The organism is Micromonospora sp. WMMD736 (genome assembly GCF_049179015.1).
GTDB lineage: Bacteria > Actinomycetota > Actinomycetes > Mycobacteriales > Micromonosporaceae > Micromonospora.
Genome location: NZ_JBMHMI010000001.1, coordinates 6,949,185 through 6,970,745, shown reverse-complemented (window position 1 = coordinate 6,970,745; position 21,561 = coordinate 6,949,185). Strand labels below are relative to the sequence as shown.

At 73.1% G+C, this 21,561-nt stretch carries 23 protein-coding genes and 1 riboswitch; of the genes, 5 read left to right on the top strand and 18 right to left on the bottom strand.

Going from position 1 to position 21,561, the window contains the following annotated elements; all coding sequences use genetic code 11:
- Positions 1 to 166: 166 nt before the first annotated feature.
- Positions 167 to 2,035, top strand: coding sequence for a BTAD domain-containing putative transcriptional regulator (locus ACN269_RS31705; protein WP_421476025.1), 1,869 nt, complete (start codon positions 167 to 169; stop codon positions 2,033 to 2,035).
- Here the strand turns inward: ACN269_RS31705 and ACN269_RS31700 are convergent.
- The 3 genes from ACN269_RS31700 to ACN269_RS31690 are packed head-to-tail and all read right to left on the bottom strand — an operon-like array spanning position 2,005 to position 4,976.
- Complete coding sequence (locus ACN269_RS31700) at positions 2,005 to 3,849, bottom strand: ABC transporter ATP-binding protein (RefSeq protein ID WP_421476023.1); 1,845 nt, start codon at positions 3,847 to 3,849, stop codon at positions 2,005 to 2,007. The two genes, ACN269_RS31705 and ACN269_RS31700, sit on opposite strands and share 31 nt — an antisense overlap.
- Positions 3,846 to 4,385 (bottom strand): TlpA family protein disulfide reductase, encoded by a 540-nt coding sequence (locus ACN269_RS31695; RefSeq protein WP_421476021.1) that lies wholly within the window; start codon positions 4,383 to 4,385, stop codon positions 3,846 to 3,848. The genes ACN269_RS31700 and ACN269_RS31695 overlap by 4 nt, the downstream gene beginning before the upstream one ends.
- Before the next feature lie 36 nt (positions 4,386 to 4,421).
- On the bottom strand, positions 4,422 to 4,976 hold the full coding sequence (locus tag ACN269_RS31690; protein WP_421476020.1) for a MauE/DoxX family redox-associated membrane protein: 555 nt from the start codon (positions 4,974 to 4,976) through the stop codon (positions 4,422 to 4,424).
- Between the two features lie 156 nt (positions 4,977 to 5,132).
- On the opposite strand from ACN269_RS31690, the gene ACN269_RS31685 reads away from it, so the two are divergent.
- Complete coding sequence (locus ACN269_RS31685; protein WP_355053115.1) at positions 5,133 to 5,348, top strand: hypothetical protein; 216 nt, start codon at positions 5,133 to 5,135, stop codon at positions 5,346 to 5,348.
- 70 nt (positions 5,349 to 5,418) lie between these two features.
- On the opposite strand, the gene ACN269_RS31680 is transcribed toward ACN269_RS31685, so the two are convergent.
- From ACN269_RS31680 to ACN269_RS31635, 10 genes are all read right to left on the bottom strand, one after another.
- Positions 5,419 to 5,883: a S26 family signal peptidase gene (locus ACN269_RS31680; protein ID WP_421476018.1), complete on the bottom strand. Its 465-nt coding sequence runs from the start codon at positions 5,881 to 5,883 to the stop codon at positions 5,419 to 5,421.
- 11 nt (positions 5,884 to 5,894) lie between these two features.
- Positions 5,895 to 8,444: a phenylalanine--tRNA ligase subunit beta gene (gene pheT, locus ACN269_RS31675; protein WP_421476016.1), complete on the bottom strand. Its 2,550-nt coding sequence runs from the start codon at positions 8,442 to 8,444 to the stop codon at positions 5,895 to 5,897.
- A 41-nt stretch (positions 8,445 to 8,485) separates the two neighbouring features.
- Positions 8,486 to 9,553, bottom strand: a complete 1,068-nt coding sequence (pheS, locus tag ACN269_RS31670; RefSeq protein WP_421476014.1) for a phenylalanine--tRNA ligase subunit alpha — start codon at positions 9,551 to 9,553, stop codon at positions 8,486 to 8,488.
- Positions 9,554 to 9,769: 216 nt separating this feature from the next.
- Positions 9,770 to 10,567 carry a TrmH family RNA methyltransferase gene (locus tag ACN269_RS31665; protein ID WP_421476012.1) on the bottom strand — a complete coding sequence of 266 codons (798 nt, stop codon included), beginning with the start codon at positions 10,565 to 10,567 and terminating at the stop codon, positions 9,770 to 9,772.
- Between the two features lie 83 nt (positions 10,568 to 10,650).
- On the bottom strand, positions 10,651 to 11,043 hold the full coding sequence (gene rplT, locus ACN269_RS31660) for a 50S ribosomal protein L20 (RefSeq protein ID WP_007458417.1): 393 nt from the start codon (positions 11,041 to 11,043) through the stop codon (positions 10,651 to 10,653).
- A 31-nt stretch (positions 11,044 to 11,074) separates the two neighbouring features.
- Complete coding sequence (gene rpmI, locus ACN269_RS31655; protein WP_355053110.1) at positions 11,075 to 11,269, bottom strand: 50S ribosomal protein L35; 195 nt, start codon at positions 11,267 to 11,269, stop codon at positions 11,075 to 11,077.
- Between the two features lie 20 nt (positions 11,270 to 11,289).
- A complete protein-coding gene (gene infC, locus ACN269_RS31650) occupies positions 11,290 to 11,937 on the bottom strand; it encodes a translation initiation factor IF-3 (RefSeq protein WP_030335715.1) in 648 nt (215 codons plus the stop codon).
- Positions 11,938 to 12,565: 628 nt separating this feature from the next.
- Positions 12,566 to 13,039, bottom strand: a complete 474-nt coding sequence (locus tag ACN269_RS31645; RefSeq protein ID WP_421476009.1) for a PH domain-containing protein — start codon at positions 13,037 to 13,039, stop codon at positions 12,566 to 12,568.
- Between the two features lie 188 nt (positions 13,040 to 13,227).
- On the bottom strand, positions 13,228 to 14,073 hold the full coding sequence (hisG, locus tag ACN269_RS31640) for an ATP phosphoribosyltransferase (protein WP_421476007.1): 846 nt from the start codon (positions 14,071 to 14,073) through the stop codon (positions 13,228 to 13,230).
- Between the two features lie 45 nt (positions 14,074 to 14,118).
- Complete coding sequence (locus tag ACN269_RS31635; protein ID WP_089016570.1) at positions 14,119 to 14,382, bottom strand: phosphoribosyl-ATP diphosphatase; 264 nt, start codon at positions 14,380 to 14,382, stop codon at positions 14,119 to 14,121.
- A 133-nt stretch (positions 14,383 to 14,515) separates the two neighbouring features.
- On the opposite strand from ACN269_RS31635, the gene ACN269_RS31630 reads away from it, so the two are divergent.
- The 3 genes from ACN269_RS31630 to ACN269_RS31620 are packed head-to-tail and all read left to right on the top strand — an operon-like array spanning position 14,516 to position 16,979.
- The gene (locus ACN269_RS31630; RefSeq protein WP_421476004.1) at positions 14,516 to 15,376 is read left to right on the top strand and encodes an ABC transporter substrate-binding protein; all 861 of its coding nucleotides are present in this window, start codon (positions 14,516 to 14,518) and stop codon (positions 15,374 to 15,376) included.
- Entirely contained in the window at positions 15,373 to 16,233 is an 861-nt protein-coding gene (locus ACN269_RS31625; protein WP_421476002.1) for an amino acid ABC transporter permease, read from the top strand. Before ACN269_RS31630 ends, ACN269_RS31625 begins: the two co-directional genes overlap by 4 nt.
- Before the next feature lie 2 nt (positions 16,234 to 16,235).
- On the top strand, positions 16,236 to 16,979 hold the full coding sequence (locus ACN269_RS31620) for an amino acid ABC transporter ATP-binding protein (RefSeq protein WP_421476001.1): 744 nt from the start codon (positions 16,236 to 16,238) through the stop codon (positions 16,977 to 16,979).
- Positions 16,980 to 17,067: 88 nt separating this feature from the next.
- Here the strand turns inward: ACN269_RS31620 and ribH are convergent, their stop codons facing one another.
- The 5 genes from ribH to ribD are packed head-to-tail and all read right to left on the bottom strand — an operon-like array spanning position 17,068 to position 21,193.
- On the bottom strand, positions 17,068 to 17,568 hold the full coding sequence (gene ribH / locus ACN269_RS31615; protein ID WP_421476684.1) for a 6,7-dimethyl-8-ribityllumazine synthase: 501 nt from the start codon (positions 17,566 to 17,568) through the stop codon (positions 17,068 to 17,070).
- Positions 17,569 to 17,570: 2 nt separating this feature from the next.
- Positions 17,571 to 18,827 carry a bifunctional 3,4-dihydroxy-2-butanone-4-phosphate synthase/GTP cyclohydrolase II gene (locus ACN269_RS31610; protein WP_421475999.1) on the bottom strand — a complete coding sequence of 419 codons (1,257 nt, stop codon included), beginning with the start codon at positions 18,825 to 18,827 and terminating at the stop codon, positions 17,571 to 17,573.
- Positions 18,824 to 19,513 (bottom strand): nicotinamide riboside transporter PnuC, encoded by a 690-nt coding sequence (pnuC, locus tag ACN269_RS31605; protein WP_421475998.1) that lies wholly within the window; start codon positions 19,511 to 19,513, stop codon positions 18,824 to 18,826. Before pnuC ends, ACN269_RS31610 begins: the two co-directional genes overlap by 4 nt.
- On the bottom strand, positions 19,513 to 20,130 hold the full coding sequence (locus tag ACN269_RS31600; protein ID WP_421475997.1) for a riboflavin synthase: 618 nt from the start codon (positions 20,128 to 20,130) through the stop codon (positions 19,513 to 19,515). Before ACN269_RS31600 ends, pnuC begins: the two co-directional genes overlap by 1 nt.
- Before the next feature lies 1 nt (position 20,131).
- Positions 20,132 to 21,193, bottom strand: a complete 1,062-nt coding sequence (gene ribD / locus ACN269_RS31595; protein WP_421475995.1) for a bifunctional diaminohydroxyphosphoribosylaminopyrimidine deaminase/5-amino-6-(5-phosphoribosylamino)uracil reductase RibD — start codon at positions 21,191 to 21,193, stop codon at positions 20,132 to 20,134.
- Between the two features lie 159 nt (positions 21,194 to 21,352).
- Positions 21,353 to 21,523, bottom strand: a riboswitch (FMN riboswitch).
- Between the last annotated feature and the right edge of the window lie 38 nt (positions 21,524 to 21,561).

Here is a 21,561-nt window from a genome sequence, read left to right as displayed (position 1 = left end):
AGTTAATACAGCCTACTGCATGGTGATGAACCCCGGCGCCGATCGCTGCGCACGGGGAGGCTCCCCAAAACGAATCGACTGAGTGGCCACTCAATCGACTAGCATCATTCTCCGACGGTGGTGGACCGGTTGTCCGGTCCGCGTGGGGGCACCTGACGGAGGCGCGGTGGGGCTGTCTTTCGAGATCCTCGGTCGGGTCCGCGTACACCGCGACGGGCAGGCCCAACGGGTGCCGGCCGGTCGGCCCGCCGCCCTGCTGGTCACCCTGCTGGTGAACGCCGGCGTGGCGGTACCCGTCGATCGACTGTGTGCGGAGCTGTGGGGCAGATGCCCGCCGGCCTCGGCCCTGGCGAACCTGCGCAGCCACGCCAGCCAGCTGCGCCATCTGCTGGACTCCCCCGGTCACGCCGCCCGGCTGCCCGCCGAACACGGCGGTTACCTGCTGCGGGTCGAGCGGGGTGAGCTGGACGCCGCCGAGTTCGAACGGTTGGCCACCGAGGGACACGCCGCCCGCGTCGGCGGAGAACCTGAGCTGGCCGCCACCCTGCTGGGCCGCGCGCTGGCGCTGTGGTCGTCGACCGACCCCGCCCCGGCGTACGGGCCGGCCACCTCGGCCGCGTTCGACCGGCTGCGCGAGCGACGGGCCGCCGCGCGGGAGACGTATGCCGCCTGTCGGCTGGACCTGGGCGACCCGGGCACGCCGGCACTGCTGAGCATGCTGCGCGACCACGTGACCGAGCATCCGCTGCGTGAGCCGGCGTGGGCCCTGCTGATGACCGCCCTGCACCGCGCCGGCGACCAGGCGGGCGCGGTGCAGACCTACCAGGCGGCGTGCCGGGCTCTCGACGGAGAGTTGGGCGTCGCGCCCGGACCGGAGCTGACCGAGCTGTACCGCCAGGTCCGCCGGCACGCGCCCCGGCCAGCGGTCCCGCCCCGCCGACGCGTCGCGCCGTACCCCCGTGAGCGCGTGGACGCGCGAGCGCGCTCGGATGCCGGCGACCGTCCCGCCGATCAGCGCGTGCCGCATGAGCTGCCCTGCCCCACGGCCCCGTTCGTCGGCCGGCACGCCGAACTGGCCCGACTGCGCGCCGCCCTGGGCGATGCCCGGCGGCAGCCGGTCACCGTCGCGGTCTTCGGCATGGCCGGCACCGGCAAGTCGGCCCTGGCCCTGCGCGCGGCCGCGGAGGCGCTGGACGCCTTTCCCGACGGCCAGCTCCACCTCGACCTCGGCGGGTCGGTCGCCGGCACACCACCACCGCCGTTGCAGGTGGCCACGCGCGTCCTGCGGGCCCTGCGACCGGGCAGGGACGAGCCGGAGCCCTCAGGTATCGCGGAGGCCCGGGCCCGCGTCCGGTCCCTGCTCTTCGACCGTCGGGTGCTGCTCGTGCTCGACAACGCCACCGACGCCGTGCAGGTCGACGGCCTGCTCCCGGTACGCGGCGGATGCGCCCTGCTGGTGACCAGCCGCACGCCGGTGACCAGCGGTGACGCCCGGGCGCTGCGGCTCGACGCGCTGCCGGCGGCCGACGCCTTGGCGTTGCTGCGCGCGACCGCCGGCGACCGGCCGGTGGACGACGAGCCGGAGGCGGCGTCGGCGGTGGTCAGCCTCTGCGAGCGGCTGCCGCTCGCGCTGCGTACCGCGTCCCGCCGACTCACCGAGGGGCCGCACTGGTCGTTGAGCCGGTTGGCGCGGTTGCTGCGCGACGAGCGGTACCGCCTCGCCGAGACCGGGCTGGGGCCACGGCTCGGCGCGAGCTACCGACGGCTCGGTTCGGCGGCGCCGATCTTCCGCCGGCTCGGCCGCGCCCACCCGGGGCCGGTCACCGCGGAGCTGGCCGCCGCGCTGACCGGAGCAGCGCCGGAGGACGCCGCACGGGCGCTGGACCGGCTGGTCGCCGCGCAGCTCGTCGAACCGGCCGGACCGGGCCGTTTCCACATCGGCGACCTCGTCCGGCTCTACGCCGCCGAACTCGCCGCCGACGAGGCGGGGGTGGACCGTAACGGTCAGACCGGGGCCGGCGCGTCCTGGCGGTAGCCCTGGGCCTGAAGGGTGAAGAGCCGGGCGTACCCACCACCGGCGGCCAGCAGCCGGTCGTGGCCACCGCGCTCGACGACGTGCCCGTCGGCGAGCACCACGATGGTGTCGGCGTCGCGTACGGCATTGAGTCGGTGCGAGATGAGCAGACTCGTCCGGCCTCGTCGCAACTCGCGCAGCCGCTGGTTAAGGTCGTGCTCGGCCTCGGCGTCCAGACCCGAGCTGGGCTCGTCGAGGATGAGCAGGTCCCGGTCGGCACGCAGGAATCCCCGCGCCAGCGCGACCCGCTGCCACTGCCCGCCGGAGAGCACCACCCCCGCCTGCGGGTCGTCCCGGTCCGTGCCGTCGAAGAAGATCCGGGTCAGCAGGGTGTCGTAGCCCCGGGGCAGCGCGGCCAGCGCGTCGTCGATGCCGGCGTGCCGGGCGGCGGCGCGCAGCCGCTCCGGGTCGTCGCGCGCGTTCAGGTCGCCGAGTGCGATGTTCTCCGCGGCGCTGAGGTCGTACGGCATGAAGTCCTGGAACACCGCCCCCAACCGTTCGCGCAGCGCCGCCGGGTCGAGGTCACGCAGGTCGACCCCGTCCCACCGGATGGTGCCGCGCTCCGGGTCGTAGAACCGGCAGAGGAGCTTGACGAGGGTGCTCTTGCCAGCGCCGTTGAGGCCGACCAGCGCGGTCGTGCTGCCGGCCGGTAGGTGCAGGTTCACGCCCCGCAGCACCCACGGGTGCTCCGGCGAGTAGCGGAACCACACGTCGCGCAGCTCGATGCCCTCGCTCAGCGGTGGGACCGGACGCGGACTGGCCGGCACCGGCAGGTCCGGCTCGACGTGCGCCACCTCGTCGTAGTGGTCGAACAGCAGCAGCGCCTGGTGGATCGCGCCGAGTTGCCCGACCAGGCCACCCAGGGCACCCTGCACGCCCGGGAGGGCGGCCAGGTAGATCACGACGTCGCCGGGGGTCAGCCCGCCCGCGCGGGCCATCGAGATCGTGTAGATCACCCCGACGCCGGCCACCGTGGCGCCGAGCAGGCCGAGCACCGCCTGGGCGCGTACCTCCCGGCGGTCGAGTCGCTGCTCCACCCGGTGCATGCCGTGCAGCTCGTCGAGCATCCGGTCGCCGAAGAACCGGCCCAGACCGAACAGCCGCACCTCCTTCGCCGCTGGCACGCCCACCAGCAACTGGGCGAAGAACAGGTCCCGCCGCTGAAAGTGCTCCAACCGCAGGATCATCGCCGCGCGGGCCCGGTTGAGCCGTAGTTGCATCCACAGGGTGGGCAGCGCGGCCAGCAGCACCAGCGCCCCGATCAGGGGATTGAGCACGAGCAGGACGCCGAGGAAGCCGGCCACCGCCAGCACGCTCTGCACCGCCCCGAACAGGTTGCCGGTCAGCTGTGTGGGGCCGATGTGACCGGTCTGCTGGGCGGCCTGCAGCCGGTCCTGGAACTCCGGATCCTCGAGCCGGACCAGCCCGACCAGGCGCTGCACTGCGGCGTACAGCCGGCGGCGCACCAGCCGCGACACCGCGCGGGTCCGCTCGGCCGCCACGTAGGTGCGCAGGTGCGGCAGGACCGCACCGAGCGCGGCGGCCACCGCCAGGCCGGCACCGAGGGCGGTCAGCGGCACACCGGTCGTGCCGGCGCCGCTGAGCCGGTCCAGCAGCAGCTTGGTCAGCCCGGCCACCAGCACCGGGGTGACCCCGGCCAGGACCGCGAACACCAGGTCGGCCGCCGTGCCCGCCGGAGCGGCCCGCCAGGTCAGGCCAAGGGCCGCCCGGGCGTGCCGGGCGGCCCTTCGCGGTGCCAGCCGCGGCCCGCTCACCGGGCCACCGGCAGATCCAACCGGGCGATGCCGAACGCCGTCGACGCGACGATCCCGCGCTCGTCGAGCAGGCCGAACGCGGGGAACCCCTTGACGCCGAAGGCCAGCGGTAGCGCGCCGGTGCCGGGTTCGACGAAGACGGTTGCCAGGCCGGCGAACTGCTCGGCGTACGGCTGGGTCTCCGGGCCCTTGCCGACGACGACGATCCAGACGTGCTCCGGACCGCCGGGCATCGTCCGCGCCCGGTCCACCAGCACGGGCAGCTGCTCCTCGCAGTGTTCACAGCTCGGCGAGAGGAACGCCACCAGGGTCATCGGGGGCAGGTCGGCGCGCGAGAACACCCGACCGTCCACGGTGGTCGACACGAAGTCGCCGGGGATCGAGCCCACCTCCAGCATGACCGCCGGCGGCTGGCCCTGCTGGTCGCTCAGCAGGTCGGAGTGTTCGCGCAGCCGCCGGATCACGCCGAGCATCAGGACCAGGTTGAGCAGGCCGAGGGCGGCGACGAGGACGACGGCGACGGTCAACAGCGCCATGAGGGCTCCTTCGGGGTGCGGGGATGTGAACCGGTGTCAGCGCCGTCCGACCGGGCGGGACGGCCGCGAGGGCGTGGGAGCGAAGAGGGCGACCAGGTCGTCGAGGCGGACCACCACGGCGGCGAGCGGAACCGCGACGCCGACGGCGAGCAGCACGGTCGGCGCGGACGGTGGCGGCCCGGTGGCGGTGGCCCAGCCGAGCAGGCCGAGCAGCGCCACCGCGAAGAGGAGGACGTTGCGCGTCACGTGCCGGGCGCCGATCGGCGCGTCAGCGGCGCCGAAGCAGCGGCAGGCCGGGCGGGCGCCCCGGCGCAGCGCTCCGACGATCGCGGCGGTCAGCACACCGAGCAGCCCGGCGGCGAGCAGCAGCCCGAGCGGCGCGGTACGGGCGACGGCGACCAGCAGCACCACGGCGGCCTCGACGGCGACCGCGAGTCGCGCGACGGGCCCGGTCCAGCGCCTCGGTACGCCGAACTGGCCGACCGAACCGACGAACTCGGCGAATCCCGCCCGGGTCCGTAGCTTGCCGACCACCGCGGCGAGGAAGACGAGGGCCAGCAGCAGTCGCGCGGTCAGTTCCAGGGCTCGCATCCGTGCATCACCTCCTTGCGGAGGGCCCACGCTAGGAGCGGCGGATACAGCACGAATACATCAACGCATGTCGACGTCATGCGCGGCTGTACGAGCGGTGTGCCGGCCCGCCGTAGCGTCCCGACCCACAACTCGACCTCAGGAGGAGGTGAACGGATGTTCCGTCGACTGGAGACCCTGGGCGAACGGATGCTGGGGGTGTTCGTCCCGAAGGTGACGGCGGCCGCCGGCTGTCCGCCGGACCCGTACTGCGCGCTCTGCGGGACGTGCTACTTCAAGCGCTGCAGCACGAACGGTGCCTGCAAGACGACCTGCGGTAGCTGCGGCTACTACTGCAGCGCGGGCGCGAGCACGATGAGCGCTCTCTGCTGAGGCGCTGAGGACGTGCCATCTGGTCCAGGCCAGGTGGCACGTCGTTCCCGCGTGCGGCCCACGCCGACGGTCAGTCCGTGCGCGGTCGGGGCCGGACGGCCACCCCGAGCACGTCCGACTCCGCGATGTAGCCGCACTCGCGGGAGTCGTAGCTCTGCGACGGGTTGTCCCCGAGCACCACCAGCCGGCCCGGCGGGACGACCTGCTCGCCGCCTCGGCGCAGCAGCGGCACCCGGTCCACCGGCACCGGATCGCCGGGCACGGCGTACGCCCGTTTGATCAGCAACCCGGGCGTGCCTGCCGCATCCGGGCGGGTGGGCCGCCCGGCGGTCATCTCGGCCGGGGCCACCACCACGACCACGTCGCCGGGACGGATCCGGGCCAGCGGCACCCGCCGGGCCAGTACCCGGTCACCGGAGCGCAACGTCGGCTCCATGCTGCGCCCCACGACCGCGACCAGCAGCAGCTGCCGGCGGGCCCAGAGCAGGCTGGCGGCGGCCACCGCGAGTACGGCGGCCACCGCGAGCCATCCCACCAGCGGCATGCTCAGGCGCCGCGCAGGGTCGCGCCGAAACGCTCGGCCGCGACGGCGACCGCCGCGTCCCGGGCGGCCAGCGCCTCCTCCACCGTCAGCGTCCGGTCCGGGGCGCGGAACGTCAGCTTGTACGCCAGCGACCGGCGACCCTCGCCGAGCTGCGCGCCGGAGTACACGTCGAACAGTCGCACGTCCTCCAACAGCTCGCCGGCGCCCGCCTCGAGGGCCCGACGCACCTGCTCGGCCGGGACCGACTCGTCCAGTACCAGCGCCACGTCGATCAGCGCCGGGGGGAACCCGGACACCGTCGGCGCGGGCGTCACCGGCACCGGCGGCAGGACGTCCAGGTCGAGCTCCATGGCGCAGGTGCGGCGGGGCAGCTCCAGCGCCGCCACCGCCGCCGGGTGCAGCTCACCGGCGTATCCGACGACGGTGTCGTCCACCCGCAGCTCGGCGCAGCGGCCGGGGTGCCACGGCGCGTGCTCGGCGGCGCGCACCTCGACCCGCTCGTCGGGAACACCGGCGGCGGCCAGCACGTCCCGGGCCGCCTCGATGGCGTCCGCCCAGCCGGCCGGGCGGCCCGCGCCCCACCAGCCGGCCGGGTCCAGGTCACCGGCGAGCACCGCCGCGACGTGCACCGGTTGGGCCGGCACGACCGCGTCGGCGGCGGCGAACTCCTCGTCGGTGGGCCGGCGGTCCACGCCCATCGCCGGCGGGCTGCCGGCGTCGGGGCGCGGGTGGAAGACCGCGCCGATCTCGTAGAGGGCGAGGTCGCGGTGACCCCGGCCGAGGTTGCGCTTGAGGATGCCCAGCAGCGGGCCGAGCAGCGTGGTGCGCAGCAGCGGCTCCTCCTCGGACAGCGGGTTGGCCAGGCGCACCGCCGGTCGGCGCGGGTCGTCGGCCGGCAGGCCGAGCTGGTCGGCCAGTTCCGGGGAGACGAACGGGTGCGCGAGCACCTCCACGTACCCGCGCTCCGCCAGGGAGTCCGCGACGGCCCGGCGGCGACGCTGGCGCGGGGTCAGGCCGTTACCGGGCGGCGCGCTCGGCAGCACCGACGGCACCTTGTCGTACCCGTCGAGGCGGACCACCTCCTCGACCAGATCGGCCGGGTCGGTCAGGTCGGGCCGCCAGCTCGGCGGGGTGACACTCAGCACCGCCCCGGCGCCGCTGGCCGTGCCGACCGCGCCCGGGTCCTCGGAGAGTCGGTCCGCACCCTGCGCGACCGTGCAGCCCACCTGCTCCAGCAGGGCGACGACCCGCGCCGGCGGGTACTCGACGCCGACCCGCCGGGTCGGCAGGTCCGCCGGAAGGGTGATGGGAGTACGCGGCCGGACGTGGTCGATGTCCAGGATCTCGTCGCCCGGGGTGCCGCCGCCGTGCTCGGTGAGCAGCCCCACGGCCCGCTCCAGCGCGACCAGCGCCACGGCCGGGTCGACGCCCCGCTCCCAGCGCTTCGCGGCCTCGCTGAACAGCTTGTGCCGGCGGGCCGTACGCCCGACCATGGCCGGGTCCCAGTGGGCCGCCTCGAAGAGCACATTCGTGGTGACGCCGGTGTCGACCTCGCTGGTCTCGCCGCCCATCACCGCGGCGAGCGAGATCGGACCGGTGTCGTCGCAGATGACCATGTCGTCGGCGGTGAGCACCCGGCTGACACCGTCCAGGGTGGTCAGCTTCTCCCCCGCCTCGGCACGACGGACCACCAGCGGCCCGGCGATCCGGTCGGCGTCGAAGGCGTGCATCGGCTGACCCAACTCCAACATCACGTAGTTGGTGATGTCGACGGGCAGCGAGATGCTGCGGATGCCGGCGGTCACGAGTCGCTGGGCCATCCACGACGGCGTGGGCGCGTTCGGGTCGACGCCGCGCACCAGGCGGGCGGTGAACCGGTCGCAGCCGACCGTGTCGCGGACCTCCACCGGGTACGCCGGGGTCGGCGTGCCACTCGGCGCGGGTGCCATCCCCGGGTCGCGCAGCGGCACGTCGAACGCGTGCGACAGCTCCCGGGCCAGGCCGCGCAGGCTCAGCGCGTACCCCCGGTCCGGGGTGATCTCCAGATCGAACACGACGTCGTCGAGGCCCACGACGGACCGCGCGTCGTCGCCCGGCTCGGCGGCGGTGTCCGGCGGCAGCACGATGATGCCCGAGTGGTCGTCGCCCAGACCCAGCTCCTTGGCCGAGCAGATCATGCCGGCCGAGTTGTGCCCGTACGTCTTGCGGGCGCCGATCGCGAACCCGCCGGGCAGCACGCCGCCGGGCAGGATCACGACGACCCGGTCGCCGACGGCGAAGTTGCGCGCCCCGCAGACGATCTCCTGCTGCTCACCGGTGCCGTTGGCGGCGCCGACGTCCACCCGGCAGAACCGGATGGGCTTCTTGAAGCCGGTCAGCTCCTCGATCTCGCGTACCTCGCCGACGACGAGCTGACCGGTGACGCTCGCGCGCAGGTCCTGCACGGACTCGACCTCGATGCCGAGGTCGACCAGGGCCTGCTCCAGGTCACCGGTGGGCAGGTCGGCGGGGAGGTCGACGTACTCCCGCAGCCAACTGACAGAAACTCGCATGACTTCAGACCACCGTTCCCGTGTCTCGTACCCGCATCGCCCTACGCCCCGGTCCCGAGCGCCCGGCTGAACCGCACGTCGCCCTCGAAGAGATGGCGGATGTCGCTGACCCCGTGCCGGACCATCAAGGTCCGGTCGATGCCCATGCCGAAGGCGAAGCCCGAGTAGACCTCCGGGTCGACCCCGCAGGCGCGCAGCACCCGCGGGTTGACCATCCCGCAGCCACCCCACTCGACCCACTGCGGACCGTCGCGGTGCTCCGGGAACCACACGTCGAACTCCGCCGACGGCTCGGTGAACGGGAAGTAGTGCGGCCGCCACCGGGTCTTCGCCTCGGGGCCGAACATCGCCCGCGCGAAGTGGTCGAGGGTGCCCCGCAGGTGCGCCATCGTGATGCCCTTGTCGACCACCAGGCCCTCGGCCTGGTGGAACACCGGGCTGTGGGTGGCGTCGATCTCGTCGGTGCGGTAGACCCGGCCGGGGACGATCACGTAGATCGGCGGTTTGCGGCTGAGCATGGTGCGCGTCTGCACCGTGGAGGTGTGCGTGCGCAGCACCAGGCCCGACCCCTCCGGCGCGATGTGGAACGTGTCCATCAGACCGCGCGCCGGATGGTCGGCGGGGATGTTCAACGCGTCGAAGTTGACCCACTCCAGGTCGACCTCGGGACCCTCGGCCACCTCGTAGCCCATCCCGACGAACAGGTCGCTGATCGACTCCATCAGCGTGCTCAGCGGGTGCCGGGCGCCACGGGGACGCCGGGCGTACGGCAGGGTGACGTCCACCCGCTCCTCGACGAGCACCCGCGCGGCCTGCTCGCGCTGCACCACCTCGGCGCGTTCGGCGTACGCGGACTCGATCGCCCGGCGGGCCTCGTTGACCCGCTTGCCGGCGTCGGACTTCGCGGCCGGCGGCAACGCGCCGATCTCCCGACGCGCGAGGGACACCGGAGACCGGTCACCGAGGTGCGCGGGGCGCAGCGCGGTCAACGCGTCCGGGTCGGCGGCGGCCTCGAACGCCTTCGTGGCGTCGGCGACGGCCTCGGCCAGGGCGGCCGGGTCGAGCAGGGCGACCTGCTTCGGGTCGTACGGATCGTTGCGGTAGCTCATGGCGTACGGGCACTCCCTCACGGCGGCGCCAGCCCGTCATCGGGGCGGCGAAGCGAGTCTACGGACGCGCGGCTGTGCCGCAGCCCGCCGGTAGGAGTTGCGCAGGGAGCAGGTCAGGCCCGCCGCCCGCCGACACCGGCGGGCTGGCTAAACGAACGCCGTGGCGCGTTCATGGACGGACGCTCTCCCCTGCTGTCAGTCGCGCCGAGGCTCACCTCAGCGCTGCGCTCTCGCTGAAGCGTACAGGCAGACGGCCGCCGCGGCAGCCAGGTTGAGGCTCTCCGCGCGTCCGTACAGCGGCACCCGCACCCGGGCGTCGGCGGCGGCGGTCAAGGCCTCGGGTAGCCCGTGCGCCTCCGAGCCGAACAGCCAGGCGGTGGGCCCGACGAGTCGGCCGTAGTCGGTCAGGTCGTCGAGGTCGTCATCGCCGTACCCGGTGGTGGCGAAGATCGACAGACCGGCGGCCCGCAGCGCGTCGACCACCGCGCCCGGATCGGACGCGCGGACCACGTCAACGTGGAACAGACTGCCGGCGGAGGCGCGGACACATTTGCCGTTGTACGGGTCGACCGCGTCTCCCGCAAAGATCACCGCACCCGCACCGGCCGCGTCGGCGGTACGCAGCACGGTGCCGGCGTTACCCGGGTCGCGGATCTCGGCGAGCACCGCCACCAGCCGGGGAGCGCCCGCGAGGGCCTGCTCCAGCGACACGTCCAGGTGCCGACAGACGGCGACGAGCCCCTGCGGGGCGACCGTCTCGGCGAGCGCCGCGAGGGCATCGTCGGTCACCTCGGAGACCGGCACGTCGGCCCGGGCCGCCGTGGCGGCCAACTCCGGGTACCGGTCGAGCGCCGCGGGCGTACCAAAGAGCTCGGTGACCACCCCCGGCCGCGCCAGGGCCTCGCGGACCGCCTGCGGGCCCTCGGCCAGGAATCGGCCGGCAGCGTCGCGGTCCCGGCGGCGTTGCAGGCGGCGGGCGGCGACAACCCTGGGGGTACGCGGGGTGAAGGCCATGGGGTTTGCTCCTCGGGCACGATCGAGGCGCCCCCCGGACGGCGGTGCCGACACGGGAGACGCCTCGTTCTGGTGCGTGGGGATCAGGCGGCCTGAGCCGCCGCGCCGCCGGTGCCCTCGGCCGTGACCGCGGCCCGGGCCAGCTCGACGATCGCCGCGAACGACGCGGCGTCGTTGACGGCCATGTCGGCCAGGATCTTGCGGTCGACCTCGATGCCGGCCAGACGCAGGCCCTGGATCAGGCGGTTGTAGGTCATCCCGTTGGCCCGGGCGCCCGCGTTGATCCGCTGGATCCACAGCTGCCGGAAGTCGCCCTTGCGGTCACGACGGTCCCGGTAGGCGTACTGCATCGAGTGCAGCACCTGCTCCTTGGCCTTGCGGTACAGCCGGGAGCGCTGGCCGCGGTAACCACTCGCGGTCTCCAGCAGGGTACGACGCTTCTTCTGGGCGTTTACAGCCCGCTTGACGCGTGCCATCTCAACTCCTTCTTACGTAAGGTGGCGCGCGTCAGCGGCCGAGCAGCTTCTTGATGCGCTTGACGTCGGCCTTGGCCAGCACGACCGTGCCGGTCAGCCGGCGGGTCTGGGTGGAGGGCTTCTTCTCCAGGTTGTGGCGCAGGCCGGCCTGCTGGGCAACGACCTTGCCCTTGCCGGTCAGCTTGACCCGCTTACCCATACCCGTGTGGCTCTTCATCTTCGGCATGTGGAACGTCTTCTCCCCTGTTACTCGCCGCTGGTGGCGGCGGTGCCGGTGTCGCCGGCTGCTGCGGTCTCGCCGACCGCCGCGGTCTCATCGGCTGCCGGAGCGGCGGACTCGTCCCCGGCCCGGTCGCGAGGCCCACCGCGGGACGCCGTGGCGGCGACCGCGGAAGCCTTGACGGCTCGGTGCGGAGCGAGAACCATGATCATGTTTCGGCCGTCCTGCTTGGGAGCGGCTTCGACGTATCCCAGATCCGTGATCTCGGACTCGAGCCGACGCAGGAGCCGGTAACCCAGCTCCGGGCGGCTCTGCTCGCGACCGCGGAACATGATCGTCACCTTGACCTTGTCGCCTGCCTTGAGGAACCGCACCACGTGACCCTTCTTGGTCTCGTAGTCGTGCGGGTCGATCTTCGGCCGAAGCTTCATTTCCTTGATGACGGTCTGCTGCTGGTTACGCCGCGCTTCGCGCGCCTTCAGTGCGCTCTCGTACTTGAACTTGCCGAAGTCCATGAGCTTGCACACCGGCGGGCGCGCCATCGGCGCAACCTCGACCAGGTCCAGATCGACGTCCGCGGCCAGCTGAAGGGCGCGCTCCAGCGGGACGATGCCCACCTGCTCACCCTCTGGGCCGACCAGTCGGACCTCACGTGCCCGGATCTGCTCGTTCACGCGTGGTTCGACGCTGATGGGGCCTCCTCGAGTCGTTTCTGCTCAGGTGCCGACCCCTGCGGCTCCCGGATGGGAACCGACGTGGAAAACAGAAGGCCCCGGCATATGCCAGGGCCCGCTCGACCGGTCGGCACGATCACAGGATCGCGCATCCGGGACCGGGACATGCCCGGAACCGGTGACCGGACCCGGCCACCGTAGCGGCGACTCGGGTGGGAGCAGGCGCTCCGCTTTCAAGGCTGTCTGCTCGCACGCGGAGACAGCCTGGTCGACTCGACAACACTACACCGCCGCCCCGTCCACCCCCAAACCGGGCACCACCTGGCATCGCGCGGCCGTGTCGCAGGCTCACGGGCCGTGCGCGGTGCGCGGTGCGCGGTGCGCGGTGGGCGGCGGGCGGACCGGGCGCGGTGGGCGGTGGGCGGTGCGCGGACCGGGCGCGGTGGGCCGGGCGCGGTGGGCATGCGGGGCGGGCGGCGGGCCTCAAGATCCGCGCAGTTTCCCGGAAACTGCTGCCTCGACGCGGGGCGGGGCGGGGCGGGGCGGCGACCCGGGGCGGGGCGGGGCGGGGCGGCGACCCGGGGCGGGGCGGGGCGGCGACCCGGGGTGGGGCTGGGTGGGGTGGGGTTCAGTTGCCGACGGCGCGTTCGGCGAGGCGGGTCTGGTGGGCCTCGAACAGCCGGCGCAGGGCCCGCACGCCGTCGACGGCCAGCTCCTTGTCGGCGGCCTGGAGGGCGATCAACGGCAGTAGGTCGTCGTCGTGCAGCTCCAGGCTGGCCCATGGCGCGCCCCGGTCGAAGCGAACGCCCCGGACGACCTCCCAGGGCAGCTCGTACGAGCTGATGACGTTGCGCACCCGGATGCCCCGCCCGTCCGCTTCGATGCGCGGGCGGGTGAACAACAGGAAGCCCAGTGCGCCGAAGACACCCAGGCCGATCATGGCGATCTGGTCGCCGCGCTGGAAGCTGCCGTACCCGTCGCCGGTCGGCCCGGTCAGCGAGGTGGCGACCAGGGCGAACACCACCACCAGCACGATCGCCGCCGACCAGCACACCACTCGGATGCGACGCGGCTTCAGGCGGACCAGTTCGGTGTCACTCACTCCCCCAGTCTGCCATCCGCCCGCGCGCGAAGGACGCACCACCCGCCGAGCGGTCACTCAGCGCCGCACCGCGTCACCCCGCACCGCACCGCAAGATCGCGCTCGAACCTGGAAGTAGTGGCATCGGTGCGGCACGGAGGCCGCTACTTCATTGTTCGAGCACGGTCTTGCGGTTACCGCAAGACCGGTCAGAGGCGGCAGGCGTGGATGTTGGTGACCAGGATGGCGCGGGCGCCCAGGTCGTACAGCTCGTCCATGATCCGGTGCACGTCGTCGCTGAGCACCATGGCCTGCACGGCCACCCAGCCCTCGCGGTGCAGCGGCGAGACGGTGGGCGACTCGATGCCCGGGGTCAACCCGCTGGCCCGGTCCAGCAGACCGGCCGGCACGTCGTAGGCGAGCATCACGTAACGGCGGGCCACCAGCACGCCGTGCAGGCGGCGCAGCAACTGCTCGGCCTGCGCGTGGGCCGGCGCGCCGGCCCGGCGTACCAGCACCGCCGACGAGCGCAGCAGCGGCTCGCCGAACACGACGAGGCCCGCCTGACGCAGCGTCGCGCCGGTCTCCACCACGTCCGCGATCACGTCGGCGACCCCGAGGCGTACGGCGTTCTCCACGGCGCCGTCGAGGCGGATCACCTCGGCCTTGACGCCCGCCTCGTCGAGGTGCCGCTCGACCAGCCCGGGGTACGCGGTGGCGATCCGGTGCCCGCCCAACTCCTGCACGGAGTCGATGTCGTCGGGGCGGGCGGCGAACCGGAAGGTGGCCCGGCCGAAGGCGAGGTCGACGACCTCCTCGGCGGGCGCGGCCGAGTCGATCAGCAGGTCACGGCCGGTGATGCCGAGGTCGAGATCACCGGAGCCAACGTAGGTGGCGATGTCCTTGGGGCGCAGGTAGAAGAATTCGACGTCGTTGGCCTCGTCCCGGCAGACGAGGTCCTTGGGATCGGTGCGCTGGCGGTAGCCCGCCTCGCGCAGCATCTGGGCGGCCGGCTCGGCCAGGGTGCCCTTGTTGGGGATGGCGACACGCAGCATGACGGAGTGCTCCTTCGATCGGGTCTGATCAACGACGGGGCGCACTCACAGATGTCGGTAGACGTCCTTGAGCTCGAGACCGCTGGCGAGCATCAGCACCTGGACCTGGTAGAGCAGTTGAGAGATCTCCTCGGCGGTGCGCTGGGGCCCTTCGTGCTCGGCGGCCATCCACGACTCGGCCGCCTCCTCGACGACCTTCTTGCCGATGAAGTGCACGCCCTTGTCCAGGGCGGCGACGGTGCCCGAGCCCGGGGTGCCGGCGGCGGCCTTGGCCTGCAGCTCGGCGAACAACTCCTCGAACGTCTTCACGGGGAGCGATTCTTCCAGTCGCCGGGCCGCTACCGGACGTCCGGGTCCGGCCGAACCCAGCAGGCGGACAATTCCCTATCGCCACGGTGGGAAGATCTTCGATCGATGCCCGTGGAGCTTTACGCTGTCCGCCATGGCCAGCCGCTCACGTCTGCTCGCGCTCATCCTCGTCGGCGCCGTCGTCGGCGCCGTCGCCGGGTGCGCGCCACAGGACGAACCGACCCCCACCGTCACCGCCGCGCCGACGTGCGCCAAGGACAGCCTGCCGACCCGTACGCCGGGCAAGCTCACCATCGCCACCGACCAGCCGGCGTACGAGCCGTGGTTCCGGCAGGACAAGCCGGAGAACGGCGAGGGCTTCGAGGCCGCCGTCGCGTACGCGGTGGCGGAGAAGCTGGGCTACGCCCGGGGGGACGTCACCTGGACCCGGGTGAAGTTCGACACCGCGATCGCGCCCGGGGCGAAGACCTTCGACTTCGACATCAACCAGTTCTCGGTCACCGACGAGCGCAAGCAGGCCGTGGACTTCTCCGCGCCGTACTACCTGGTGCGGCAGACGGTCATCGCGCTCAAGTCGTCGAAGATCGCCGGCAAGAAGACCATGGCCGACCTGAAGGGCGCCAAGCTCGGCGCCCAGGTCGGCACGACCAGCTACCAGGCGATCACCGACGTAATCAAGCCGACGGCGAAGCCGCAGGTCTACAACAGCAACGACGACGCCAAGAAGGCGCTGCAGAACGGGCAGATCGACGGTCTCGTGGTGGACCTGCCGACGGCCTTCTACATCACCGGCGCGGAGGTCACCGACGCGGTGATCGTCGGCCAGGTGCCGCAGGTCGGCGTGCCGGAGGTGTTCGGGCTGCTGCTGGACAAGAACTCGCCGCTGACCCGTTGTGTGAGCGACGCGGTCGGTCAGCTCGGTGATGCCGGCACGCTGAAGGAGTTGGAGCAGAAGTGGCTCGCGCAGGTGGCGGGCGCGGCCGAGCTGACGTGACGCGGGAGCGGACACACGCTGCGGCGCACACCCTCTCCGCCGCGCAGGTGCGGCGAGCGGCGTACCGGCGTCGACAGACCGTCTACAGCGTGCTGGTCGCGGCCTCCTCCACGGCGGCGCTCGGCACGTTGCTGGTCGTCGCGGTGACCGGTGCGCCGGGCTGGGACCGGGTACGGCAGTCGTTCCTGGATCCGCGGATCGCCGCCGACGCGCTGCCGGCCGTACTGGACGGGCTCTGGCTCAACGTACGGCTGCTGGTCTGCTGCGCGGCCGGCGCCCTGCTGCTGGGGCTGGTGATCGCCGTGCTGCGGACGCTGCGCGGCCCGATCTTCTTCCCGGTCCGCGCGCTGGCCGCCGGCTACACGTACACCTTCCGTGGCCTACCGCTGATCATCGTGCTCTACCTGCTGACCCTGGGTGTGCCCGGGCTGCGGTTGCAGGGCATGCCGTCGGTGCTGGTGCTGGGCGGGCTCGCGCTGGTGCTCACCTACGGCGGCTACCTCGCCGAGGTGTTCCGGGCCGGCATCGAGTCGGTGCATCCCAGCCAACTGGCGGCGGCCCGTTCGCTGGGCCTGACCTACCGGCAGACGATGCGCCACGTGGTGCTGCCGCAGGCCGTCCGCCGGGTGGCGCCGCCGCTGCTCAACGATGTGGTGGCCCTGCAGAAGGACGTCGGGCTGGTCTCGCTCGCCGGCCCGATCGACGCGGTCCGGGCCGCCCAGATCGCCACCGCCCAGACGTTCAACTACACGCCGTACATCGTGGCGGGCGTGCTGTTCGTGCTGCTCGCGATCCCGCTGATCGCGGTCACCGACTGGGTGACGCTGCGCTCGGCCCGCCGCCAGTCGGGAGGCTGACCATGACGCTGCTGCGCTGCCGAGGCCTGCGCAAGGAGTTCGCCGGCCACGTCGTGCTGGACGGACTCGACCTGGCGGTCGCCGAGCACCGGGTGGTGGCGCTGATCGGGGCGTCCGGGTCGGGCAAGTCCACCCTCCTGCGGTGCGTGAACCTCCTCGACGAGCTGGACGACGGCACGATCGAGCTGGACGGGGAGGAGATTTCCGACCCCCGGGTCGACGCCGACCGGGTACGCCGGCGGATCGGCATGGTGTTCCAGGCGTACAACCTGTTTCCGCACCTGAGCGTGCTGGACAACATCACCCTCGCGCCCCGGCGCGTACATCGGCGGGCCCGTGCCCAGGCCGAGGCCGAGGCTCGCGACCTGCTCGACCGGGTGGGGCTGGGCGCGAAGGCGCACGCCTACCCGGACGCGCTCTCCGGCGGGCAGCAGCAGCGGGTGGCGATCGTCCGGGCGCTGGCGAACTCGCCCCGGCTGATGCTGCTCGACGAGGTCACCTCGGCGCTGGACCCGGAACTCGTCGGCGAGGTGTTGACGATGATCCGTGACCTGAAGGCCGACGGGATGACCATGGTGCTGGCCACCCACGAGATGGGCTTCGCCCGGGAGGTCGCCGACGAGCTGTGCTTCCTGGACGCGGGGCGCGTCGTCGAGAGCGGCCCGCCGGAGCAGGTGCTCGGCGAGCCGACGCAGCCGCGTACCCGACAGTTCCTCCGCCGGATCATCGAGGCCGGCCGGCTCTGAGACCGGCCGGCATCGGAGTCGGCCAGCACCGAGGCCGCGCAGGCCCGGCGCCGGCCGACACCGGAGCGGCGCGGCGTCGGAGGCGGCGTCAGCCGCCGAAGCCGACCCGCTGGCCGTTGCCGGCGGCGACGGTCCGCACGGCGAGCGCGGCGTCGAGCGCCGCGACGGTCGCCGCCCAGCCCTTGTCCTCCGCCGAGCCGGGCAGTCCGGCCCGGTCCCGGGCCTGCTCGATGGTCTCCACGGTGAGCACACCGTGCGCGACCGGCTTGCCCTCGTCCAGCGCCACCCGCGTCAGCCCGTCGGTGACCGACCGGCACACGTAGTCGAAGTGGGCGGTCGCGCCCCGGACGACCACGCCGAGCGCGACCACCACATCGCAGCGGCGGGCGAGGGCCTGGGCGACGACGGGCAGCTCGACCGAGCCGGCGACGCGGGCGACCACGGATCGCGCGCCGCACGCCTCGGCGGCGGCGACCGCGCGCTCCAGCATGTGGTCGGTCAGGTCGCCGTGCCACCGCGCGGCCACCACGCCGACGGTCAGCCCCGCGGCGTCCACCGCGTCGACTCCCGGCTCACCGAATCCCGCCATCGTCATGCTCCGATCTCGTCGTTGGCGACGGGACGCCCCAGCGGCGCCTCGTCCAACTCGTCCAGCAGGTGACCCATCCGGTCGCGCTTGGTACGCAGGTAGCGCAGGTTCTCCGGGTGCGCGCCGGCCGGCAGGCTCTCGCGGCCGGTGATGGTGAGCCCGTACCCCTCCAGCCCGGCCCGCTTGGCGGGGTTGTTGGTGAGCAGCCGCATCGAGCGCACGCCCAGGTCGTAGAGGATCTGCGCGCCGGTGCCGTAGTCGCGGGCGTCCGCCGGCAGACCCAGGTCGAGGTTGGCGTCCACGGTGTCGCGGCCCTGGTCCTGCAACTGGTACGCCTGGAGCTTGTGCAGCAGCCCGATGCCACGCCCCTCGTGCCCGCGCACGTAGAGCACGACACCCCGGCCCTCGCGGGCGACCCGGGCCAGCGCGGCGTCCAACTGCGGCCCGCAGTCGCAGCGCAGCGAGCCGAACACGTCGCCGGTTAGGCACTCGGAGTGCACCCGGACCAGCACGTCCCGACCGTCGCCGAGGTCTCCGATGACCATGGCGACGTGCTCGGCCGGGTCGTGCTCGGCGCGGTAACCCAGCGCGCGGAACACCCCGTGCCGGGTGGGCATCCGGGCCTCGGCCACCATCTCGACCTGCTTCTCGGTCCGCCGCCGGTAGGCGATCAGGTCGGCGATGGTGATCAGCACGAGACCGTGTTCGGCGGCGAACTTCTCCAGGTCCGGCAACCGCATCATGGTGCCGTCGTCGTTGACCAGCTCGCAGAGCACACCCGCCGGACGCAGCCCGGCGAGCCGGGTGAGGTCGATGGCCGCCTCGGTGTGCCCGGATCGGCGCAGCACCCCACCCTCGCGGGCGCGCAGCGGCACCACGTGCCCGGGGCGCGCAAGGTCGGTCGGGTCGGTGGCCGCGTCGGCGAGCAGTCGGATGGTGTGCGCGCGATCGGCCGCCGAGATACCGGTGGTGACCCCCTCCCGGGCGTCGACGGTCACCGTGTACGCGGTGCCACGCCGGTCCTGGTTGGTGTGGTGCATGGGCGGCAGGTCGAGCCGGTCGGCCTCACTCTCGGTCAACGGCACGCAGACGTACCCCGAGGTGTAGCGCACCATGAACGCCATCAGCTCCGGCGTGGCCAGCTCGGCCGCGAAGATCAGGTCGCCCTCGTTCTCCCGGTCGGCGTCGTCGACCACGACGACCGGCCGTCCGGCCGCGATCTCGGCGATCGCCTCGTCGATACTCCCGAAACTGGTCATGCGACGGCCTCCGTGTAGGTGGGCGGGAGCGCGGCGGCCGGACGGGTGGCGCGCGACGTGTGCCACCAGGCGGCGAAGCCCCAGGCGCACAGGGCGCCGTAGATCAGGTACATGGCCGCCGACGGGTAGAACCCGCCGCGCAGCAGCAGCGGCACGCCCACGGCGTCCACCGCGATCCACACCAGCCAGAACTCGACCCAACCGCGGGCCATGCCGTAGGTGGCGAGCAGACTGCCGGTGAGGATCCAGGCGTCCGCCAGCGGACCCCAGGAGCCCAACGCCTTGAGCAGCGGGTACGCCGCGGCGGTGCCGACGACGGCGGCCAGCAGCAGGGCGAGCCGTTCCCGTCCGGTGGCCCAGCGCGGCAGCACGGCGGCGTGTTGCGCGTCGGCCCGGCGGTTGCGCTGCCAACGCCACCAGCCGTAGACGCTCACCGCGAAGAAGAAGACCTGCCGCCCGGCCTGCCCGTACAGGTCGTGGGCCTGCGGGGTGGCGAACACCCCGCCGAGGAAGACGGTGAACAGCAGCGCGTTGCCGATCATGCCGACCGGCCAGGCCCAGACCAGCCGGCGCAGCCCGAGCAGCGCCGAGATCAGGCCGAACGCGTTGCCGACGATCTCCCGGACCAGCACCGGCGAGCCAGCCACCTGCACCTGGGCGTCGAGGAACCAGCCGAGGGCGCCCATCAGGCCACCTCGCCGGTCTCGGCGAGCCGACTGCCGAGCAGCCGCTCGACGTACTTGGCCACCACGTCGACCTCGAGGTTGACCGGGTCACCGACGCCCTTCGCGCCGAGGGTGGTCAGCTTCAGGGTGGTCGGGATCAGCCCGACGGCGAACTCGTCGACGCCGACGGCTGCCACGGTCAGCGACACGCCGTCGATGGTGATCGAGCCCTTCTCCACCACGTACCGCGACAGGTCGGCGGGGAGCCGGAACCGCACGGTCTCCCACTGCTCGGCCGGTTCGCGGGAGATCAGCTCGCCGACGCCGTCGACGTGACCCTGCACGAGGTGCCCACCGAGGCGGCTGCCCAGCGCGGCGGCCCGTTCCAGGTTGACCGGGTCACCCGCGCGCAGCGCGCCCAGCGCGGAGCGGCGCAGGGTCTCGCCCATGACGTCGGCGGTGAAGGCGCCGTCCGCCGTGTCCACGACGGTCAGGCAGACACCGTTGACGGCGATGGAGTCACCGTGGCGGGCGTCGGAGGTGACCAACGGGCCACGCACGGCGATCAGTGCCGAATCGCCCGCCGTGGCCGTGACGCGCACGATCTCGCCCAATTCCTCGACAATGCCGGTGAACATGTCAGCCCTCCCTCTTTCGGGGCAAAGCGGTGATCCGGAGATCCGGACCGACCTGCGTAACGTCGACGAACTCCAGATCGATGGCCTCAGCGATGGTCGTCACTCCCGCGTCGACCAGCGCGGTCGGGCCGGCGCCGAGCAGCCGCGGCGCGACGTACCCGACGATCTTGTCCACCAGGCCGGCGGCCAGGAACGCGCCGGCCAGCCGGGGCCCACCCTCCAGCAGCACCGCGCGGACGCCGCGTTGGTGCAGCGCCGCGAGCAGCGCCGGCAGGTCGACCCGGCCGTCCGGGCCCGCGCCGACCTCGGCGGCGGTCGCGATCCACGTCCGCGCTGCGCCGTCGCGGACCCGGGCGTCGCCGGGGGTACGCCCCGAGCTGTCCACCACGACCCGCAGCGGCTGCCGGATGGCCAGGCTGCCGTCGCGCAGGTTACGGGCGGTCAGCCGCGGATCGTCGGCGAGCACGGTGCCTACCCCGGCGATGACCGCGTCGACAGTGCCCCGCAGCGCGTGCACGTCGATCCGGGCCGCCTCCGAAGTGATCCACATGCTGGTGCCGTCCGCCGCGGCGGACCGGCCGTCGAGGGTGGCGGCGTACTTCCAGATGACGTACGGCCAGCCCCGGCGCATCGAGGTCAGCCAGGCCACGTTGCCGGCCTCGGCCTCCTCGCCGCGTACCCCCAGATCGACCTGGACCCCGGCGGAGCGCAACGTGGCGGCGCCGCCGGAGGCCACCGGATTCGGGTCCGGTACGGCGATGACCACCCGGGCCACGCCCGCCTGCACCAGCGCGGTGCTACAGGGGCCGGTGCGGCCGGTGTGGTCGCAGGGCTCCAGAGTGACCACCGCCGTGCCGCCCTTGGCGCGCCGGCCGGCCTGGGCCAGCGCGACGATCTCGGCGTGCGGTCCGCCCGCGTACGCGTGGAAGCCCTCGCCCACGACCTGGCCGTCCGCGTCGAGCAGCACGCAGCCGACCACCGGGTTGGGGCTGGTGGTGCCCAGACCGCGCGCCGCCAGCTCGATCGCACGCCGCATCGCCTCGTCGACGGAGACGCTGGCCATCGCCCTGTCCTGCCCTCTCACTCGCCTCATCGCGCGGGCGGTCAGGGAGGCGGCATCGGACCGCGGGCAGGCGGCGGCGGATTCCGGGTACGGCACAGCCGCCCCGGGAGGGCGGCACGGCACGCTGACGCCAGCGGCCGGCTCGGACCCGTCCGTCCCGCGCGCTGTCTCCCATCCGGACTGTCTGGGCGCGGACGAGCCGCCCCCAACCGTCGGCCCCGGATTTTCACCAGGTCCACCGGGCGGCAGAGCCGTCCGGGTCGCGGGCTGACCACGGTTGGACCGTGGATCACCGCCGGTTCGGAATTTCACCGAGTCCCGCCAGCGCGTGGTGGGTACTCCGCAGTCTTACACGCCGAACCCGGCGT

Bases quoted from the DNA above. Each gene is read 5' to 3' on its own strand.
- ACN269_RS31690 (WP_421476020.1), bottom strand. From the start codon at position 4,976: ATGCGAGCCCTGGAACTGACCGCGCGACTGCTGCTGGCCCTCGTCTTC.
- pheT (WP_421476016.1), bottom strand. From the start codon at position 8,444: ATGCGAGTTTCTGTCAGTTGGCTGCGGGAGTACGTCGACCTCCCCGCC.
- ACN269_RS31665 (WP_421476012.1), bottom strand. From the start codon at position 10,567: ATGGCCTTCACCCCGCGTACCCCCAGGGTTGTCGCCGCCCGCCGCCTG.
- ACN269_RS31620 (WP_421476001.1), top strand. From the start codon at position 16,236: ATGACGCTGCTGCGCTGCCGAGGCCTGCGCAAGGAGTTCGCCGGCCAC.
- hisG (WP_421476007.1), bottom strand. From the start codon at position 14,073: ATGCTGCGTGTCGCCATCCCCAACAAGGGCACCCTGGCCGAGCCGGCC.
- ACN269_RS31610 (WP_421475999.1), bottom strand. From the start codon at position 18,827: ATGACCAGTTTCGGGAGTATCGACGAGGCGATCGCCGAGATCGCGGCC.
- rplT (WP_007458417.1), bottom strand. From the start codon at position 11,043: ATGGCACGCGTCAAGCGGGCTGTAAACGCCCAGAAGAAGCGTCGTACC.
- ACN269_RS31600 (WP_421475997.1), bottom strand. From the start codon at position 20,130: ATGTTCACCGGCATTGTCGAGGAATTGGGCGAGATCGTGCGCGTCACG.
- pheS (WP_421476014.1), bottom strand. From the start codon at position 9,553: ATGAGCTACCGCAACGATCCGTACGACCCGAAGCAGGTCGCCCTGCTC.
- pnuC (WP_421475998.1), bottom strand. From the start codon at position 19,513: ATGGGCGCCCTCGGCTGGTTCCTCGACGCCCAGGTGCAGGTGGCTGGC.
- ACN269_RS31630 (WP_421476004.1), top strand. From the start codon at position 14,516: ATGGCCAGCCGCTCACGTCTGCTCGCGCTCATCCTCGTCGGCGCCGTC.
- ACN269_RS31685 (WP_355053115.1), top strand. From the start codon at position 5,133: ATGTTCCGTCGACTGGAGACCCTGGGCGAACGGATGCTGGGGGTGTTC.
- ACN269_RS31695 (WP_421476021.1), bottom strand. From the start codon at position 4,385: ATGGCGCTGTTGACCGTCGCCGTCGTCCTCGTCGCCGCCCTCGGCCTG.
- ribD (WP_421475995.1), bottom strand. From the start codon at position 21,193: ATGGCCAGCGTCTCCGTCGACGAGGCGATGCGGCGTGCGATCGAGCTG.
- ribH (WP_421476684.1), bottom strand. From the start codon at position 17,568: ATGGCGGGATTCGGTGAGCCGGGAGTCGACGCGGTGGACGCCGCGGGG.
- rpmI (WP_355053110.1), bottom strand. From the start codon at position 11,269: ATGCCGAAGATGAAGAGCCACACGGGTATGGGTAAGCGGGTCAAGCTG.